This window comes from Bacillus sp. bc15 (genome assembly GCF_900142585.1).
Lineage (GTDB): Bacteria > Bacillota > Bacilli > Bacillales > Bacillaceae_G > Bacillus_A > Bacillus_A cereus.
Genome location: NZ_FRBJ01000014.1, coordinates 1 through 14,334 on the forward strand (window position 1 = coordinate 1; position 14,334 = coordinate 14,334).

Consider the following 14,334-nt stretch of genomic DNA (forward strand, 5'->3'; position numbering starts at 1 on the left):
GGGAGAGCACCTGCCTTACAAGCAGGGGGTCGGCGGTTCGATCCCGTCATCCTCCACCATATATGTTTAAATGTCGGAGGGGTAGCGAAGTGGCTAAACGCGGCGGACTGTAAATCCGCTCCTTCGGGTTCGGCAGTTCGAATCTGCCCCCCTCCACCATTTTCTTAAAAATAACCTGAAAGGGTTTATTTTTTTGAGAAGATAACCATACTAGTAAATATTAATGGGCTATAGCCAAGCGGTAAGGCAACGGACTTTGACTCCGTCATGCGCTGGTTCGAATCCAGCTAGCCCAGCCATTTACGAGCCATTAGCTCAGTTGGTAGAGCATCTGACTTTTAATCAGAGGGTCGAAGGTTCGAATCCTTCATGGCTCACCATTTTCGCGGAAGTAGTTCAGTGGTAGAATACAACCTTGCCAAGGTTGGGGTCGCGGGTTCGAATCCCGTCTTCCGCTTTATTACTAAGGGGCCTTAGCTCAGCTGGGAGAGCGCCTGCCTTGCACGCAGGAGGTCAGCGGTTCGATCCCGCTAGGCTCCATCTAAATAGAAAAAGCTTACATCATATGATGTAAGCTTTTTTGTGTTTAAAAAGACAACTTTTATATTTATCGTTTAAAATGAAGAAAACGTAAAAATAAGGGATGGGGGATAATTGTGAAAGTTGTTATTGCATCTGATTCATATAAAGAAAGCCTAAAAGCTATAGAAGTATGTGAAGCTATTGAAAGAGGTTTTAGAGCAATTTTTCCTAATGCAAAGTATGTGAAAATACCAATTGGAGATGGAGGAGAAGGGACGGTTGAATCGCTTGTTGATGCTACAGGGGGGAGAATTATATCAATTAGTGTGACAGGACCGCTTAGAGAAAGTGTGCAAGCTTTTTATGGCGTGTCTAAAGATAAAAAGACAGCGTTTATTGAAATGGCAGCAGCATCAGGATTACAGCACGTTCCAGTTGAAAAGCGAAACCCACTTATTACAACGACAAAAGGAACAGGAGAACTTATATTACATGCGCTAAATCAAGGGGCGGAGTACATAATTTTAGGACTTGGAGGAAGTGCTACAAATGATGGTGGGGCAGGCATGTTAGCAGCTTTAGGAGTAAGATTTATAAATGATAAGGGTGAAGTAATAGATCCATCTGGAGGTACGTTACATTCGATTGTTGCTATTGATTTTTCACAAATGGACCCACGCTTCAAGGGGGTAAAGATAGAAGCGGCATGTGATGTGGATAATCCATTAGTCGGAATGCAGGGAGCATCTTTCGTATTTGGGAGACAAAAGGGTGCGAATGTAGAGATGATGAAAGAGCTAGATGAGAATTTAAAACATTATGCGAATATCCTTAAAAGATATGTATCTTCTGATGTATCTGAAATACCTGGTGCAGGGGCAGCAGGAGGAATGGGAGCGGCTGTTATTTCAGTGCTAAAGGGAGACTTGCGAAGGGGCATTGAAATTGTATTGGATTATACAAATTTTGATAAACATATAGAAGATGCAGATCTCATTATAACTGGTGAAGGTAGAATAGATGAACAAACTGCATATGGGAAGGCTCCTGTTGGTGTTGCGGGGCGTGCGAAACGTTTTTCTGTGCCTGTAATTGCTATTGGAGGGTCTGTATCATCTGATTATTCAGCCGTGTACGAGAAAGGAATAGATGCGGTATTTAGTATTACAACGAGACCGATGACACTAGAAGAAGCATATAGAGTAGCAGAAGAAAATATTGAAATGACAACGAAGAATATTGCAACAGTATGGAAAATAGCGTCAGAAAAACATTTCTAAATGTAGGGGTGTTTTTTTATTATTATTTAATAATAGTGATTGTGATTGTTTCATTAAGTTAACTTTATACATAGAATAGTCTTGAAATTTGATTTTCAACGTGAATATAAGTGAATAATTTGTATATCCATACAGAAAAATGTCGAGTTGAGTCAGACTATATAAAAGATTTAAAATATTTAGTGAAGGCACAGAAGGGGGATACTATCTATGAAAAAAGAAATCTCAGTTATTGGAGTTCCAATGGATTTAGGGCAGATGCGTCGTGGCGTTGATATGGGACCGAGCGCAATCCGTTATGCAGGGGTAATTGAAAGAATTGAAGAAATTGGATATAATGTTAAAGATATGGGAGATATACGTATAGAGAGAGAAAAAGAGATAGATGAAAATACAAAATTAAGAAACCTTACACAAGTTGCAACTGTATGTAATGAATTAGCAAGTAAGGTGGATCATATTATAGAAGAAGGTCGTTTTCCACTTGTATTAGGTGGTGACCATAGTATTGCTATCGGTACATTAGCTGGTGTAGCAAAACATTATAAAAACTTAGGTGTTATTTGGTATGATGCACACGGTGATTTAAATACAGAGGAAACTTCACCATCTGGAAATATTCACGGTATGTCACTTGCAGCAAGTTTAGGTTATGGACATTCTTCACTTGTAGATTTATATGGAGCATATCCAAAGGTGAAAAAAGAGAATGTCGTAATTATCGGTGCGCGTGCATTGGATGAAGGAGAAAAAGATTTCATTCGCAATGAAGGTATTAAAGTGTTCTCAATGCATGAAATTGATCGTATGGGGATGACGGCTGTTATGGAAGAAACAATCGCATATTTATCTCATACTGATGGTGTACACTTATCATTAGATTTAGATGGTCTTGATCCTCATGATGCACCAGGTGTTGGGACGCCTGTAATTGGTGGTTTATCTTATCGTGAAAGCCACTTGGCGATGGAAATGTTAGCAGAAGCGGATATTATCACATCTGCTGAATTTGTTGAGGTAAATACGATTTTAGATGAGAGAAATAGAACGGCAACAACAGCAGTTGCTTTAATGGGTTCTTTATTCGGTGAAAAACTAAAATAAATGTAAGAAAAGCAACTGAGAAGTTGCTTTTTTTATTTGAAAATAGGCGTATAATAATGATTTATATTATACTGTAAGATAAAAATGTTTGACATCTTACCAATTTGAGCTAAAGGGGGTTGTTTGTAATTGTCGTTTGTTTCATGTATGGTATAATTAACTAGTTGTTGGAAATACATACAGATAGAGCATAAAACAATATTTCACTATATGGATAGAATTGCTCGTAAGTAGGAGGAAGGGATAGCATGCCTTTTGAAGATACGACCATTTTGAAATATCTTAGTACGGCATTAGATATTGCCATTGTATGGTTTATTATATATAAGCTGATTCTCATAATCCGAGGGACGAAAGCTGTTCAACTTTTAAAAGGGATTACAGTTATCATTGTCGTTAAGATGATTAGTATTTTCCTTGAATTGCATACGTTATCTTGGCTAACTGAACAAGTATTAACATGGGGATTTTTAGCCGTTATTATTATCTTTCAGCCAGAATTGCGAAGAGCACTTGAGCAGCTAGGGCGCGGGAGTTTATTTTCGCGTGTTGGACCGCATGAGGATGATGAACCTGAAATGGTTGCAACAGCGATAGCAAAAGCAACCGAATATATGGGGAAACGTAGAATAGGTGCATTAATTACTTTGTCAAAAGAGACCGGTATGGGTGATTATGTGGAAACGGGTATTCCGCTGAATGCAAACGTATCATCGGAATTACTTATTAATATTTTTATTCCAAATACACCTCTTCATGACGGAGCGGTAATTATGCAAGGAAGTACAATTAAAGCAGCAGCATGCTATCTTCCATTATCAGAAAGTCCGTTTATTTCTAAAGAATTAGGAACTAGACATCGTGCTGCAATGGGAGTTAGTGAAGTTACTGATAGTATTACAGTAGTTGTGTCTGAAGAAACTGGTCAAATTTCTTTAACGAAAAATGGTAAGTTGCATCGTGATTTGAAGACAGAACAGCTGAAGGATATGTTATTAGCTGAATTTAGTGGGAACGAAAAAACGACTTCTTCGTCTTTATGGAATTGGAGGAGAAAGCGTCATGGATAAGTTAATGGAGAATCATTGGTTTTTAAAAGGGATCTCATTACTATTGGCGTGTATGCTTTTTATGTCAGCGACGTTAACTGAGAAAAATACGACATCAGGTATATTACCTTTTGCAAATGATACGAAAGAAACATTAACTAATTATGAGATTAATCTTAAGTATGATGAGGAGAAATATATTGTAAGTGGTATTCCAGCAGAGGGCGTTAAGGTGAAGTTAGAAGGCCCAAAAGCATCAGTTGCTACAGCAAAAGCAAAAAAACAATTTGACATACCAATTGATTTGCGAGATAGTCCAAAAGGAACTTATGAGATTTCTTTAAAAACGAACGGGCTTCCAGACGATGTGAAAGGAACAGTTCAGCCATCAACAATTAAAGTTACTCTTCATGAAAAGGCGAGAAAATATGTTCATGTAGATTTGAAATTATCAAATGAGGATCAAATGCCAGCGGGGGCTACTCTCGAAAAATCAAGCATTAAACCGGATACTGTTGAGGTAGTTGGGACGAAAGAAGAAATTGAAAGCATTTCATCTGCCAAAGCGTATGTTGATTTAAAAGGTGTTAATAAAACTGTTACAAAAACGCCCGAAGTTACATTATACAATAAAGAAGGAAAACGTTTAAATGTAAGAACAAGTCCATCTAAAATTAGTGTAACATTGAATGTGGCAACGCAAACTACAGCCAATAATACTGAAAAAACTGTTCCTGTAACGTATACGAAGAAGGGGAGTTTAGCAGAAGGATTGGCAGTTACAAATATCAGTGTCGAGCCGAGAGAAGTAACAATAGCTGGTCCAAAAGATATTTTGGATAATATACAATCGCTAGAGGGGGTCGAAGTAGATCTTAGTCAATTGACAGAGTCTACAACATTCGATGCCTCTGTTTTATTACCCAAGGGTGTAACCAGTGCAAAACCGAATCAAGTGAAGGTTTCGGTGGGAGTGCAAAAAACAAAACAAACGAAAACAAAAACGATTGATGGCATCCCAATCCAAAAAAATGGACTTTCTAAAGATGTTACGGCTCAGCTAATTTCGCCGCAAGATGGAAAGATAAGTGTTGATATTTCAGGAGAAGCAAGTATAGTAGATAAAATAACAGCTGCCCAAATAACAGCGGTAATTAATTTGCAAAATGTATCTTCAGGGACGAAAGATATTTCTATTCAAGTGAGTGGACCTGGTAATATTTCAATAGAGCCAAAACAAAAAAGTGCTAAAGTTACTATTGTAAAGAAAGAAAAACCAGATAAAGAAGTACAGGGTAACGGTCAACAACCGGATTCAAACACCAATCAAGAAAATCAAAATGAGAAGCCAAAAAATCCTGAATCCAATCAAGAAAAAGAAACGGAACAGGAAAATAATCAAAACCAAAATCAAGATAAAGATAAAGAAACTAGTCAAGAACCAACGGTAGATAACCATAATCAAAAAGAGCAAGAAAAAGGAGCGAATCATAATGGGTAAATATTTTGGTACAGATGGAGTACGTGGAGTTGCAAATAAGGAGTTAACACCTGAATTAGCTTTCAAAATTGGGCGTTTTGGTGGTTATGTATTAACAAAAGATACAGATCGTCCAAAAGTAATTATCGGTCGTGATACACGTGTATCTGGCCATATGTTAGAAGGAGCTTTAGTAGCAGGTCTATTATCAACTGGAGCAGAAGTAATGCGCCTTGGCGTTATTTCTACACCGGGCGTTGCTTATTTAACAAAAGCACTAGATGCACAAGCAGGTGTTATGATTTCTGCATCTCATAATCCAGTACAAGATAATGGTATTAAATTCTTTGGTTCAGACGGCTTTAAATTAACAGATGAGCAAGAAGCTGAGATTGAAGCTTTATTAGACAAAGAAGTTGATGAACTACCACGTCCGACAGGTACTAATCTTGGACAAGTGAGCGATTACTTTGAAGGTGGACAAAAATATTTACAGTACATTAAACAAACTGTTGAAGAAGATTTCTCTGGCCTACATATCGCTTTAGATTGTGCACATGGTGCAACTTCTTCTCTAGCTCCATACTTATTTGCAGACCTAGAAGCTGATATTTCAACAATGGGAACTTCTCCAAACGGTATGAATATTAACGAGGGTGTAGGATCTACACATCCAGAAGGCTTAGCTGAATTGGTAAAAGAAAAAGGTGCGGATATTGGACTTGCTTTTGATGGCGATGGCGACCGTTTAATTGCTGTAGACGAAAAAGGAAACATCGTTGACGGTGATCAAATTATGTTTATTTGTGCGAAGTACATGAAAGAAACTGGTCAATTAAAACATAATACAGTTGTTTCAACTGTTATGAGTAACTTAGGTTTCTACAAAGCACTTGAAGCAAACAATATTACAAGTGATAAAACAGCAGTTGGTGACCGCTATGTAATGGAAGAGATGAAACGCGGTGGTTACAACTTAGGTGGAGAACAATCAGGCCATATTATCTTACTTGATTACATTACAACTGGTGACGGAATGTTAAGTGCACTTCAACTTGTAAACATCATGAAAATGATGAAAAAACCATTATCTGAGCTTGCAGGAGAAATGACGAAATTCCCACAATTGCTAGTAAACGTTCGTGTAACAGATAAAAAATTAGCATTAGAAAATGAAAAAATTAAAGAAATTATTCGTGTTGTAGAGGAAGAAATGAACGGTGATGGCCGTATTCTTGTTCGTCCATCTGGAACAGAGCCACTTATTCGTGTAATGGCAGAAGCACCAACACAAGAAGTTTGTGATGCATATGTACATCGCATTGTAGAAGTTGTGAAAGCCGAAGTTGGCGCTGAGTAATTAGCTGAATTTATATGAAAAAGGAGCACAAAAAGTGCTCCTTTTTCATATGTTTTATAGACGATGAAAAAAATTTCATTGACGGTTTATCCATGTTTGTTATAAGATGGTCTTGTTCTTTTTCTCAAAGGAAATATTGTAAATTATAAAAGCGCCAGAACTACAAATAGTGTAGTTGACGAGGTGGGGTTTATCGAGATTTCGGCGGATGACTCCCGGTTGTTCATCACAACCGCAAACTTTTACTTAAATCATTAAGGTGACTTAGTGGACAAAGGTGAAAGTGTGATGAGAGAAGAGGAACGGATGAAAACTAGCTGTATAAGTATATACGGACTTAAACCCAATCGAGAGGAAGGTGAAAGCCGTTACAAGCTTACAGGGCTAGCAATATGTAATCCGTTTTTTAGTATAAATAAAAATGGTATCGGACTATGTCGTTACATGTTCGCAGAGCAGTGTAAGCATTTGTAACGGCGACTAAACATGTGTGGAATCGTAGGATTTATTGGAGAGCAAGATGCAAAGGAAATTTTATTAAAAGGTTTAGAAAAGCTAGAATATCGTGGATATGATTCAGCAGGTATTGCAGTACAAGCAGAGAACGGTGTTGTTGTATACAAGGAAAAAGGCCGTATCGCAAAACTTCGTGAAATCGTAGATGAGAATGTAGCAGCAAGCGTAGGTATCGGACACACACGCTGGGCTACACACGGTGTTCCAAGTAAAGTAAACGCGCATCCGCATCAAAGTACATCAAAACGCTTTACACTAGTTCATAACGGTGTAATTGAAAACTATGAATTAGTGAAAAAGGAATATTTACAAGATGTAACGTTCGTAAGTGAAACAGATACAGAGATTATCGTACAGCTTATGGAACAACAAGTGAGCACAGGATTAAGTGTAGAAGAAGCGTTCCGTAATACGCTATCTCTTTTACATGGCTCTTATGCAATCGGATTACTTGATGCTGAAAATCCAAACATGATTTATGTTGCTAAAAACAAAAGCCCGCTATTAGTAGGTGTTGGTGACAACTTTAATGTTGTGGCGAGCGACGCTATGGCGATGTTACAAGTTACAGATCAATTTATTGAGTTAATGGATAAAGAAATCGTAATCGTAACGAAAGAAAGTATTACAATTAAAAACTTACAAGGTGAAACGATTGAACGTGCACCGTTTACAGCGGAATTAGATGCAAGTGATATTGAAAAAGGAACATACCCTCATTTCATGCTTAAAGAAATCGATGAGCAACCACTTGTAATCCGTAATATAATTCAAAAGTATCAAGATGAAAATGGCGAGATTGAATTAAATCAAGACATTCGCAATGCGATTTTAGATAGCGATCGTATTTACATCATTGCATGTGGAACGAGCTATCATGCAGGTCTTGTTGGAAAACAATTTATCGAGAAGTTTGCAAAAATGCCAGTTGAAGTGCATGTAGCAAGTGAATTCTCTTACAACATGCCATTATTAACAGAAAGACCATTCTTCATTTACATTTCACAAAGTGGTGAAACTGCTGATAGCCGTGCAGTACTTGTACAAACAAATGAAATGGGTCATAAAGCATTAACAATTACAAACGTGCCTGGTTCTACTCTTTCTCGTGAAGCTGATTATACACTTCCGTTATATGCTGGACCAGAAATTGCAGTTGCATCAACGAAAGCTTACACAGCACAGCTTGCAGTACTTTCAATTTTAGCAGCTGATATTGCTAAAGCAAAAGGTGAAGTTCTTGATTTCGATTTAACACACGAACTAGGACTTGTAGCAAATGCAATGATAGAACTTTGTGATCAAAAAGAAGAAATGGACGCATTAGCAAAACAATTTTTAGCGACAACGCGTAACTGTTTCTTCATCGGACGTAGCGTAGACTTCTACGTAGGATTAGAAGGTGCGTTAAAACTAAAAGAAATCTCTTACATCCAAGCAGAAGGATTCGCTGGAGGAGAGTTAAAACACGGTACAATCGCTTTAATCGAAAATGGTACACCAGTTATCGCACTTGCTACACAAGAGCACGTAAACCTTGGAATTCGCGGCAACGTGAAAGAGGTAGTAGCACGCGGAGCTAACCCATGTATCATCTCAATGAAAGGCTTAGAAATGGAAGGAGACAGCTTCGTATTACCAGCTGTACACGAAGCACTAGCACCGCTAGTAGCAGTTATTCCATTACAACTTATTTCATACTACGCAGCACTTCACCGCGAGTGTGACGTTGATAAGCCACGTAACTTAGCTAAGTCTGTTACTGTTGAGTAGGAGATTGGTAGGTTAATAAATATAGTTGTAGCTTTAAAATAAATTTACAAATTTGCACCCCTTTAGATATTTTATCTAAAGGGGTGTTTTTGTGTCGAAAAATAACATCTAGAATTGGTAAGTGGATAGAACCCTATAGATTAAAGTTTTACTTTATCGAATTCACTTTTATTTATCTGAATTTTCCGTTATTATTTTAAGTATTCATGAACAATTTCTTTTATTACGACAAAAAGAGACGAGAGATTTATGGACATTTCAGGGGGGATATTGATGAAAACGATTAAAAAAACATATCTAAGTATAGAAGAGATTATTTCATTACCAACCTTATCAAGTACAAACATAAGTGATGATGGTAAAAACGTAGCATTTGTAAAGAAGACGGCTGATTGGAAAGACAATACATATAGGAATCATGTATGGATATATGAAAAAGATAAGAAGCAGAGTTACCCATTATCAAATGGGGATATAGATAGTACACACCCATTATGGTCTCCAGATGCTAAGTGTATCGCATATCTTAGTCCAGTTGGTGATGGGAAAAATCAGATATTTGTTAAGTCGCTAGATGGTTATAGCGAGGTTCAAATTACTGATGAGAAGGAAGGAATTAGTACATTCAAATGGGATCCTGCTGGCAAAGGTTTTTATTATGTTGCACAGTCAAAAGAATGTGAGGAAATAAAGAAACGTAAGGAATTATATGGAGATTTCGATCATGTAAGTAAGGAACACCAGAATAATTGTTTATATTACATTGAAATAGAAAAGGTGATACAAAGTGATACAGATGAACATGAGAACAGAGTTGTTTATCGATTAACTGATGGTAAGGATTTTCATATCCATGAATTTGATATTTCAAATGATGGTAAAAAGGTTGTATTTATGGCGACACCAAGCTCAAATATGGCAGATTATATAAATGGAGATCTATATATACTCCATATTAAACCTGGAGAGCTACAAAAGCTGAATGTGGATAAATTGTTGGGAGGGAGTGTTTGCTTTTCTCCAGAGGGCAGCAAAATTTGTTACTCAGCAAGCATAAGAGAGAGGGATTACTATAGAAACTATATACAAGATAGTACGTTAGAGATATATGATATTCATAATGGAGAGCTAATTCAACCTTTAACAGATTTTGATAGTACGGTTATGCCATTACAGTGGACAGCTAAAGGGATTTTAATTAGATGGCAGAATAAAACGAATTATCTTATTGGGTTGCTAGCTGAAGATGGAACTGTGGAAATATTAAGCGAAAAAGTAGATGGCTTTATAATGGATGCTTCTATAACAAAGGATGGCAAATATATATCCTACAATAAGGCAATAACAAATGAAACCTTTGAAATCTATTTAGACGATAAAAAAATAACGGATGAAAATAGCTTTTTCAAAGGGAAACTTAGAAGTAACAGGGAAATCATCTCATGGAAAAGTAGCGATAGTCTTGAAATAGAAGGTGTTTTATCAACGCCAGTAGAGTTTGATACTAATAAAAAATATCCTTTATTAGTAGTAATTCACGGCGGTCCGGCTTGGGCGTCTTTTCCGATATTTTCAGACTGCTTCAATGAGAAATATCCGATTGAACAGTTTATTGAAAAAGGCTTTATCGTTTTAGAACCAAATTACAGAGGAAGTTCAGGTTATGGTAATGAATTTTTAAAAGCTAACTATAGAAAACAGGGGATTGCTGACTACGATGATGTTATATCTGGAGTGGATGAACTAGTAGAAAAAGGGATGGTAGACAAGGATAGAGTAGGAGTTATGGGATGGAGCAACGGTGGATATGTATCAGCTTTCTGTTCTACATTTAGTAGTCGATTTAAAGCTATTTCAGTTGGCGGTGGAATCACTAACTGGAGTACCCATTATGTAAATACAGATATACCTTACTTTATTAGAATGTATTTAGGAAATACTCCATGGGATGATCCAGAGATATATACGAAGACATCACCTATGACGTATATTGAATCAGCTTGTACGCCTACCTTAATTCAGCATGGAGAAAAGGATGCAAGAATTCCAATTACAAATGCATATGATCTATATCAAGGATTAATGGATATGGAAGTGGATACAGAATTAATTATATTTAAAGGAATGGCATATAGTCCTAATCAGCCGGGAATGAATGTAGCTATTATGAAGCAGAATTTGATGTGGTTTTCACACTATATTCTTGGAGAAAGTATGGAGGGTTTTAGAACTTTATAATGGATGTTTGTACAAGACATAAGGCTGAAACGGTCTTCATCTTGAGATGATTTATTATAAAATATATACTTAAACTAATATCTGTACACACATCAGGGAGGACTAATATGACAGGAAATAAAAATGACTTACTAGTAGAAAAACGTCAAGAGTTATTGAAAGTATTGCAAGCTCGTTTTGAGAAAAATATGAACCGCCATGAAGGTCTTGAATGGGCTAAGGTTGAAGCTAAGATAGAAGCTAATGCTGAAAAATTATGGTCACTTAACGAAATGGAAGTAACTGGCGGTGAGCCGGATGTTGTCGGTTATGATGAAGAAAAGGACGAATATACTTTCTATGATTGTTCAAAGGAGAGTCCTAAAGGCCGCAGAAGTCTTTGTTATGATCTTGAAGCGTTAGAATCAAGAAAAAAACATAAACCAGAAAATAATGTTATTGATGTTGCAAATGCTATGGGCATTGAACTATTAACGGAAGAACAATATCGGGAATTGCAACAACTTGGGGATTTTGACATGAAATCATCAAGTTGGGTACAAACACCTTCAGATATTCGAGAACTCGGTGGTGCTCTATTTTGCGATTATCGCTTCGGACATGTTTTCGTGTACCACAATGGAGCAGACTCTTACTATGCTGCCAGAGGTTTTCGTGGCTCGTTAAAAGTTTAAATTAGGATAAATAAGAAAAAGAGCCTATACTCAGGCTCTTTTTCTTATTTATATTTTAAAAGTAAACTGTTACTACGCAGTTTTACTTAATTTATATGTTCCGTGGTTATTTTTACGGAAAAGTTTAGGGAAAACATAGCCATCTAATCCAATACGTCCAGCGTTTTGCCCTGCAACTAAAATGAACATAGTTAAAATAAGCAGATTTGGGTTTACACTAACAGTTCCGCTTAATAAAAATGAAAGATTCATTATGATTCCGAAAAATGCAGCTGTTTTTGTTAATCCGCCTAAAATTAAACCTAGACCTACTAAAATTTCTCCCCATTGAACTAAAAAGCTAAATAGGTCTGCGTTTGGAAGAACAAAATTTTGAAGAAAATCTGCCCACCAACTTTGTACTGCAGGATGGTCACCTGATGCTTGAGCGATAGCGCCCTTTAGAAAACCACTTGCATCAAAAGATTGTCCGAAAACTTTACCTATCCCAGCAGTGAGCCATGCATATCCTATGTAAAATCGTAAAAATAATAATATGAAAGCAGCACGTTTATCAGTTCTTAAAAAATTGATAACCATTGAAATCCCTCCAATATTCTATTTACATGTTTATTATATATCCATTGTGAAAAAATTCACAATGGATAAAGTGTGAACAAAAATGGTGTTTTTATAAAATGAAAAAGGCATATAACAATCATATGTTATATGCCTTTTCTATTATATATTTATTAATTTATTTAGGTAATGTAAATTTAGCTTTTTTACCTTGTGAAATATCTTTAGCTTCTTTATTTCTCATAGGTCCTAACTCAATCTCAAAGCTTTTGTCTTTCCAAATCTTTTCATACTGCTCTTGATCTAAAATATATACTTGTAGTAACTCTCCAGATGTTCCTGTTTTGACTGAAGCATTATAGTCATAATTTGATAGCATACCTTCATTAATCGTATATTGTGTACCATCATTCACTCTCAATGTAGAGCTTATAGGAGACAGTGAAACGTCTTGAGCATCTTTGTTATCAAGCTTGAATTTTACTGTTAACAGAACAAGACCGTTTTTAAAATTTGCAAAGCGTGGAGCTTCGACGGAATTTGGTGTGAATTGAGTGAATTGGTATCCGTCTAATGTAACATTAACAGCGCCTAATTCTTGATTGTTATTAATACTTGATTTCTCTTTTAACATTTTTTTATCGCCCATGTTATTAGCTGTAGCTTTATCTTGGTAGAAAGTATTATCTGTTGCAACTTTTTCAGCACCCTGTTTGTTTAAACTTAGTGAAAAGCTTCCAGGATTTCCGATTGGAGCATCAAATTTTCCTTTATTAGCTTGTGCAGTTGGGACTGTGACTGAGACTGTTGAGAGACTTGAAATTTTCGCTAGATCATCTTTTCCGAATGGATAAGCGATATAACCAGAAATAGTTTCTCCTGCTTTTACTAAGTAATCATTCGTTGGAGCAAGTTTAGTTGGGAGCTGATCTTCTTTTGGAATTAAATCTTTATAGTTACTATATGCTTTCTGCGCGCCAGTAAATGACATGTCCAATGCTGGCATATAATAAATATCTTTAGCTGAACTATTTTTTACGCTGTAGTTCACAAGAATAACTCCGCCTTCTGTTTGACGATTAAACGGAATATCGAAGTTTGTATGGAATCCATTTAATTCAACTAATGTGTAACTATTCATTGATACTGAAACATCTTCAGCTTTATAGACTTGTGGTTCTTTATTTTCAAAAAGAACTTTTGTTTTACCACCTGTTTCTTTTTCCATATAGGAAATCAGCTTAGAGTAGTCGCTTGATCCAGTAGCTGTATTTTCAGGCTTTTTATCTTCAGTTTTTTTGTCTTCAGTTTTTTTATCTTCGGATTTTTTTTCAGTAGGTTTACTTTCTTTCGTTGTATCTGTTTTTTCCGTTTTGCTTTCTTTTGTTGCATTCTCTTTTTGTTCTTTATTTGTCGTATCGCTTTGACCACAGCCGGTTATTACAAAAGCTGCTACGATTACTGCAGAAAATAAAGAAAGTAATTTTTTTGACATATTTCTTCCCCCTATTTGTTTAAAACTAAATTCTCACATTAGCCCCACGTTTTATTATAAGAAGGTTAGTCAATATTTACCAGTATTTTTCTGGTTATTTCCATTATTTATTATATTGTAATATAATAAATTCGATAGAAGTTTGGAATGGAATATTGGTTTTTATTTTTTTATCATTTGAAATAGTACATCATATTGGTATGATAGAAACAGAGATATATGGAAAGGAGACAAGGACTCGATATGTGGATGAACTTGTAATGATTAGAAATTGGATAGATGAAT

Annotated in this window: 11 protein-coding genes and 5 tRNA genes; 14 read left to right on the forward strand and 2 right to left on the reverse strand. The window is 36.2% G+C overall.

Annotation, left to right across the window (positions count from 1 at the left end):
* Nucleotides 1–75 precede the first annotated feature (75 nt).
* From BUA87_RS26720 to BUA87_RS26785, 14 genes are all read left to right on the forward strand, one after another.
* Nucleotides 76–159: transfer RNA gene (locus tag BUA87_RS26720), tRNA-Tyr, on the forward strand.
* 65 nt (nt 160–224) lie between these two features.
* Nucleotides 225–299: transfer RNA gene (locus BUA87_RS26725), tRNA-Gln, on the forward strand.
* A gap of 5 nt (nt 300–304) precedes the next feature.
* Nucleotides 305–380, forward strand: a tRNA-Lys gene (locus tag BUA87_RS26730).
* A 5-nt stretch (nt 381–385) separates the two neighbouring features.
* Nucleotides 386–457, forward strand: a tRNA-Gly gene (locus BUA87_RS26735).
* Nucleotides 458–467: 10 nt separating this feature from the next.
* Nucleotides 468–540 (forward strand) — tRNA-Ala (locus tag BUA87_RS26740).
* A gap of 116 nt (nt 541–656) precedes the next feature.
* Entirely contained in the window at nt 657–1,802 is a 1,146-nt protein-coding gene (locus tag BUA87_RS26745; protein WP_071713787.1) for a glycerate kinase, read from the forward strand.
* Between the two features lie 210 nt (nt 1,803–2,012).
* Nucleotides 2,013–2,906: an arginase gene (gene rocF / locus BUA87_RS26750; protein ID WP_000711581.1), complete on the forward strand. Its 894-nt coding sequence runs from the start codon at nt 2,013–2,015 to the stop codon at nt 2,904–2,906.
* Between the two features lie 248 nt (nt 2,907–3,154).
* The gene (cdaA, locus tag BUA87_RS26755; protein WP_001115694.1) at nt 3,155–3,976 is read left to right on the forward strand and encodes a diadenylate cyclase CdaA; all 822 of its coding nucleotides are present in this window, start codon (nt 3,155–3,157) and stop codon (nt 3,974–3,976) included.
* Nucleotides 3,969–5,456 carry a CdaR family protein gene (locus BUA87_RS26760; protein ID WP_000359607.1) on the forward strand — a complete coding sequence of 496 codons (1,488 nt, stop codon included), beginning with the start codon at nt 3,969–3,971 and terminating at the stop codon, nt 5,454–5,456. The genes cdaA and BUA87_RS26760 overlap by 8 nt, the downstream gene beginning before the upstream one ends.
* Nucleotides 5,449–6,795, forward strand: coding sequence for a phosphoglucosamine mutase (glmM, locus tag BUA87_RS26765; RefSeq protein ID WP_072941397.1), 1,347 nt, complete (start codon nt 5,449–5,451; stop codon nt 6,793–6,795). The genes BUA87_RS26760 and glmM overlap by 8 nt, the downstream gene beginning before the upstream one ends.
* A 288-nt stretch (nt 6,796–7,083) precedes the next feature.
* Nucleotides 7,084–7,269 (forward strand): hypothetical protein, encoded by a 186-nt coding sequence (locus tag BUA87_RS26770; RefSeq protein ID WP_001206405.1) that lies wholly within the window; start codon nt 7,084–7,086, stop codon nt 7,267–7,269.
* Nucleotides 7,270–7,281: 12 nt separating this feature from the next.
* Nucleotides 7,282–9,084, forward strand: a complete 1,803-nt coding sequence (glmS, locus tag BUA87_RS26775) for a glutamine--fructose-6-phosphate transaminase (isomerizing) (RefSeq protein WP_000334155.1) — start codon at nt 7,282–7,284, stop codon at nt 9,082–9,084.
* 273 nt (nt 9,085–9,357) lie between these two features.
* Nucleotides 9,358–11,322 (forward strand): S9 family peptidase, encoded by a 1,965-nt coding sequence (locus BUA87_RS26780; RefSeq protein WP_071713789.1) that lies wholly within the window; start codon nt 9,358–9,360, stop codon nt 11,320–11,322.
* Between the two features lie 107 nt (nt 11,323–11,429).
* A complete protein-coding gene (locus BUA87_RS26785; protein WP_000147403.1) occupies nt 11,430–11,996 on the forward strand; it encodes a DUF4256 domain-containing protein in 567 nt (188 codons plus the stop codon).
* 72 nt (nt 11,997–12,068) lie between these two features.
* Here the strand turns inward: BUA87_RS26785 and BUA87_RS26790 are convergent, their stop codons facing one another.
* On the reverse strand, nt 12,069–12,575 hold the full coding sequence (locus tag BUA87_RS26790) for a DoxX family membrane protein (RefSeq protein ID WP_071713790.1): 507 nt from the start codon (nt 12,573–12,575) through the stop codon (nt 12,069–12,071).
* Nucleotides 12,576–12,732: 157 nt separating this feature from the next.
* Entirely contained in the window at nt 12,733–14,049 is a 1,317-nt protein-coding gene (locus BUA87_RS26795) for a DUF5068 domain-containing protein (RefSeq protein WP_071713791.1), read from the reverse strand.
* Nucleotides 14,050–14,334: the final 285 nt, after the last annotated feature.

Excerpts from the sequence above, each read along its gene's own strand:
- rocF (WP_000711581.1), top strand. The coding sequence starts at position 2,013 with ATGAAAAAAGAAATCTCAGTTATTGGAGTTCCAATGGATTTAGGGCAG.
- cdaA (WP_001115694.1), top strand. The coding sequence starts at position 3,155 with ATGCCTTTTGAAGATACGACCATTTTGAAATATCTTAGTACGGCATTA.
- BUA87_RS26760 (WP_000359607.1), top strand. The coding sequence starts at position 3,969 with ATGGATAAGTTAATGGAGAATCATTGGTTTTTAAAAGGGATCTCATTA.
- glmM (WP_072941397.1), top strand. The coding sequence starts at position 5,449 with ATGGGTAAATATTTTGGTACAGATGGAGTACGTGGAGTTGCAAATAAG.
- BUA87_RS26770 (WP_001206405.1), top strand. The coding sequence starts at position 7,084 with ATGAGAGAAGAGGAACGGATGAAAACTAGCTGTATAAGTATATACGGA.
- glmS (WP_000334155.1), top strand. The coding sequence starts at position 7,282 with ATGTGTGGAATCGTAGGATTTATTGGAGAGCAAGATGCAAAGGAAATT.
- BUA87_RS26780 (WP_071713789.1), top strand. The coding sequence starts at position 9,358 with ATGAAAACGATTAAAAAAACATATCTAAGTATAGAAGAGATTATTTCA.
- BUA87_RS26785 (WP_000147403.1), top strand. The coding sequence starts at position 11,430 with ATGACAGGAAATAAAAATGACTTACTAGTAGAAAAACGTCAAGAGTTA.
- BUA87_RS26790 (WP_071713790.1), bottom strand. The coding sequence starts at position 12,575 with ATGGTTATCAATTTTTTAAGAACTGATAAACGTGCTGCTTTCATATTA.
- BUA87_RS26795 (WP_071713791.1), bottom strand. The coding sequence starts at position 14,049 with ATGTCAAAAAAATTACTTTCTTTATTTTCTGCAGTAATCGTAGCAGCT.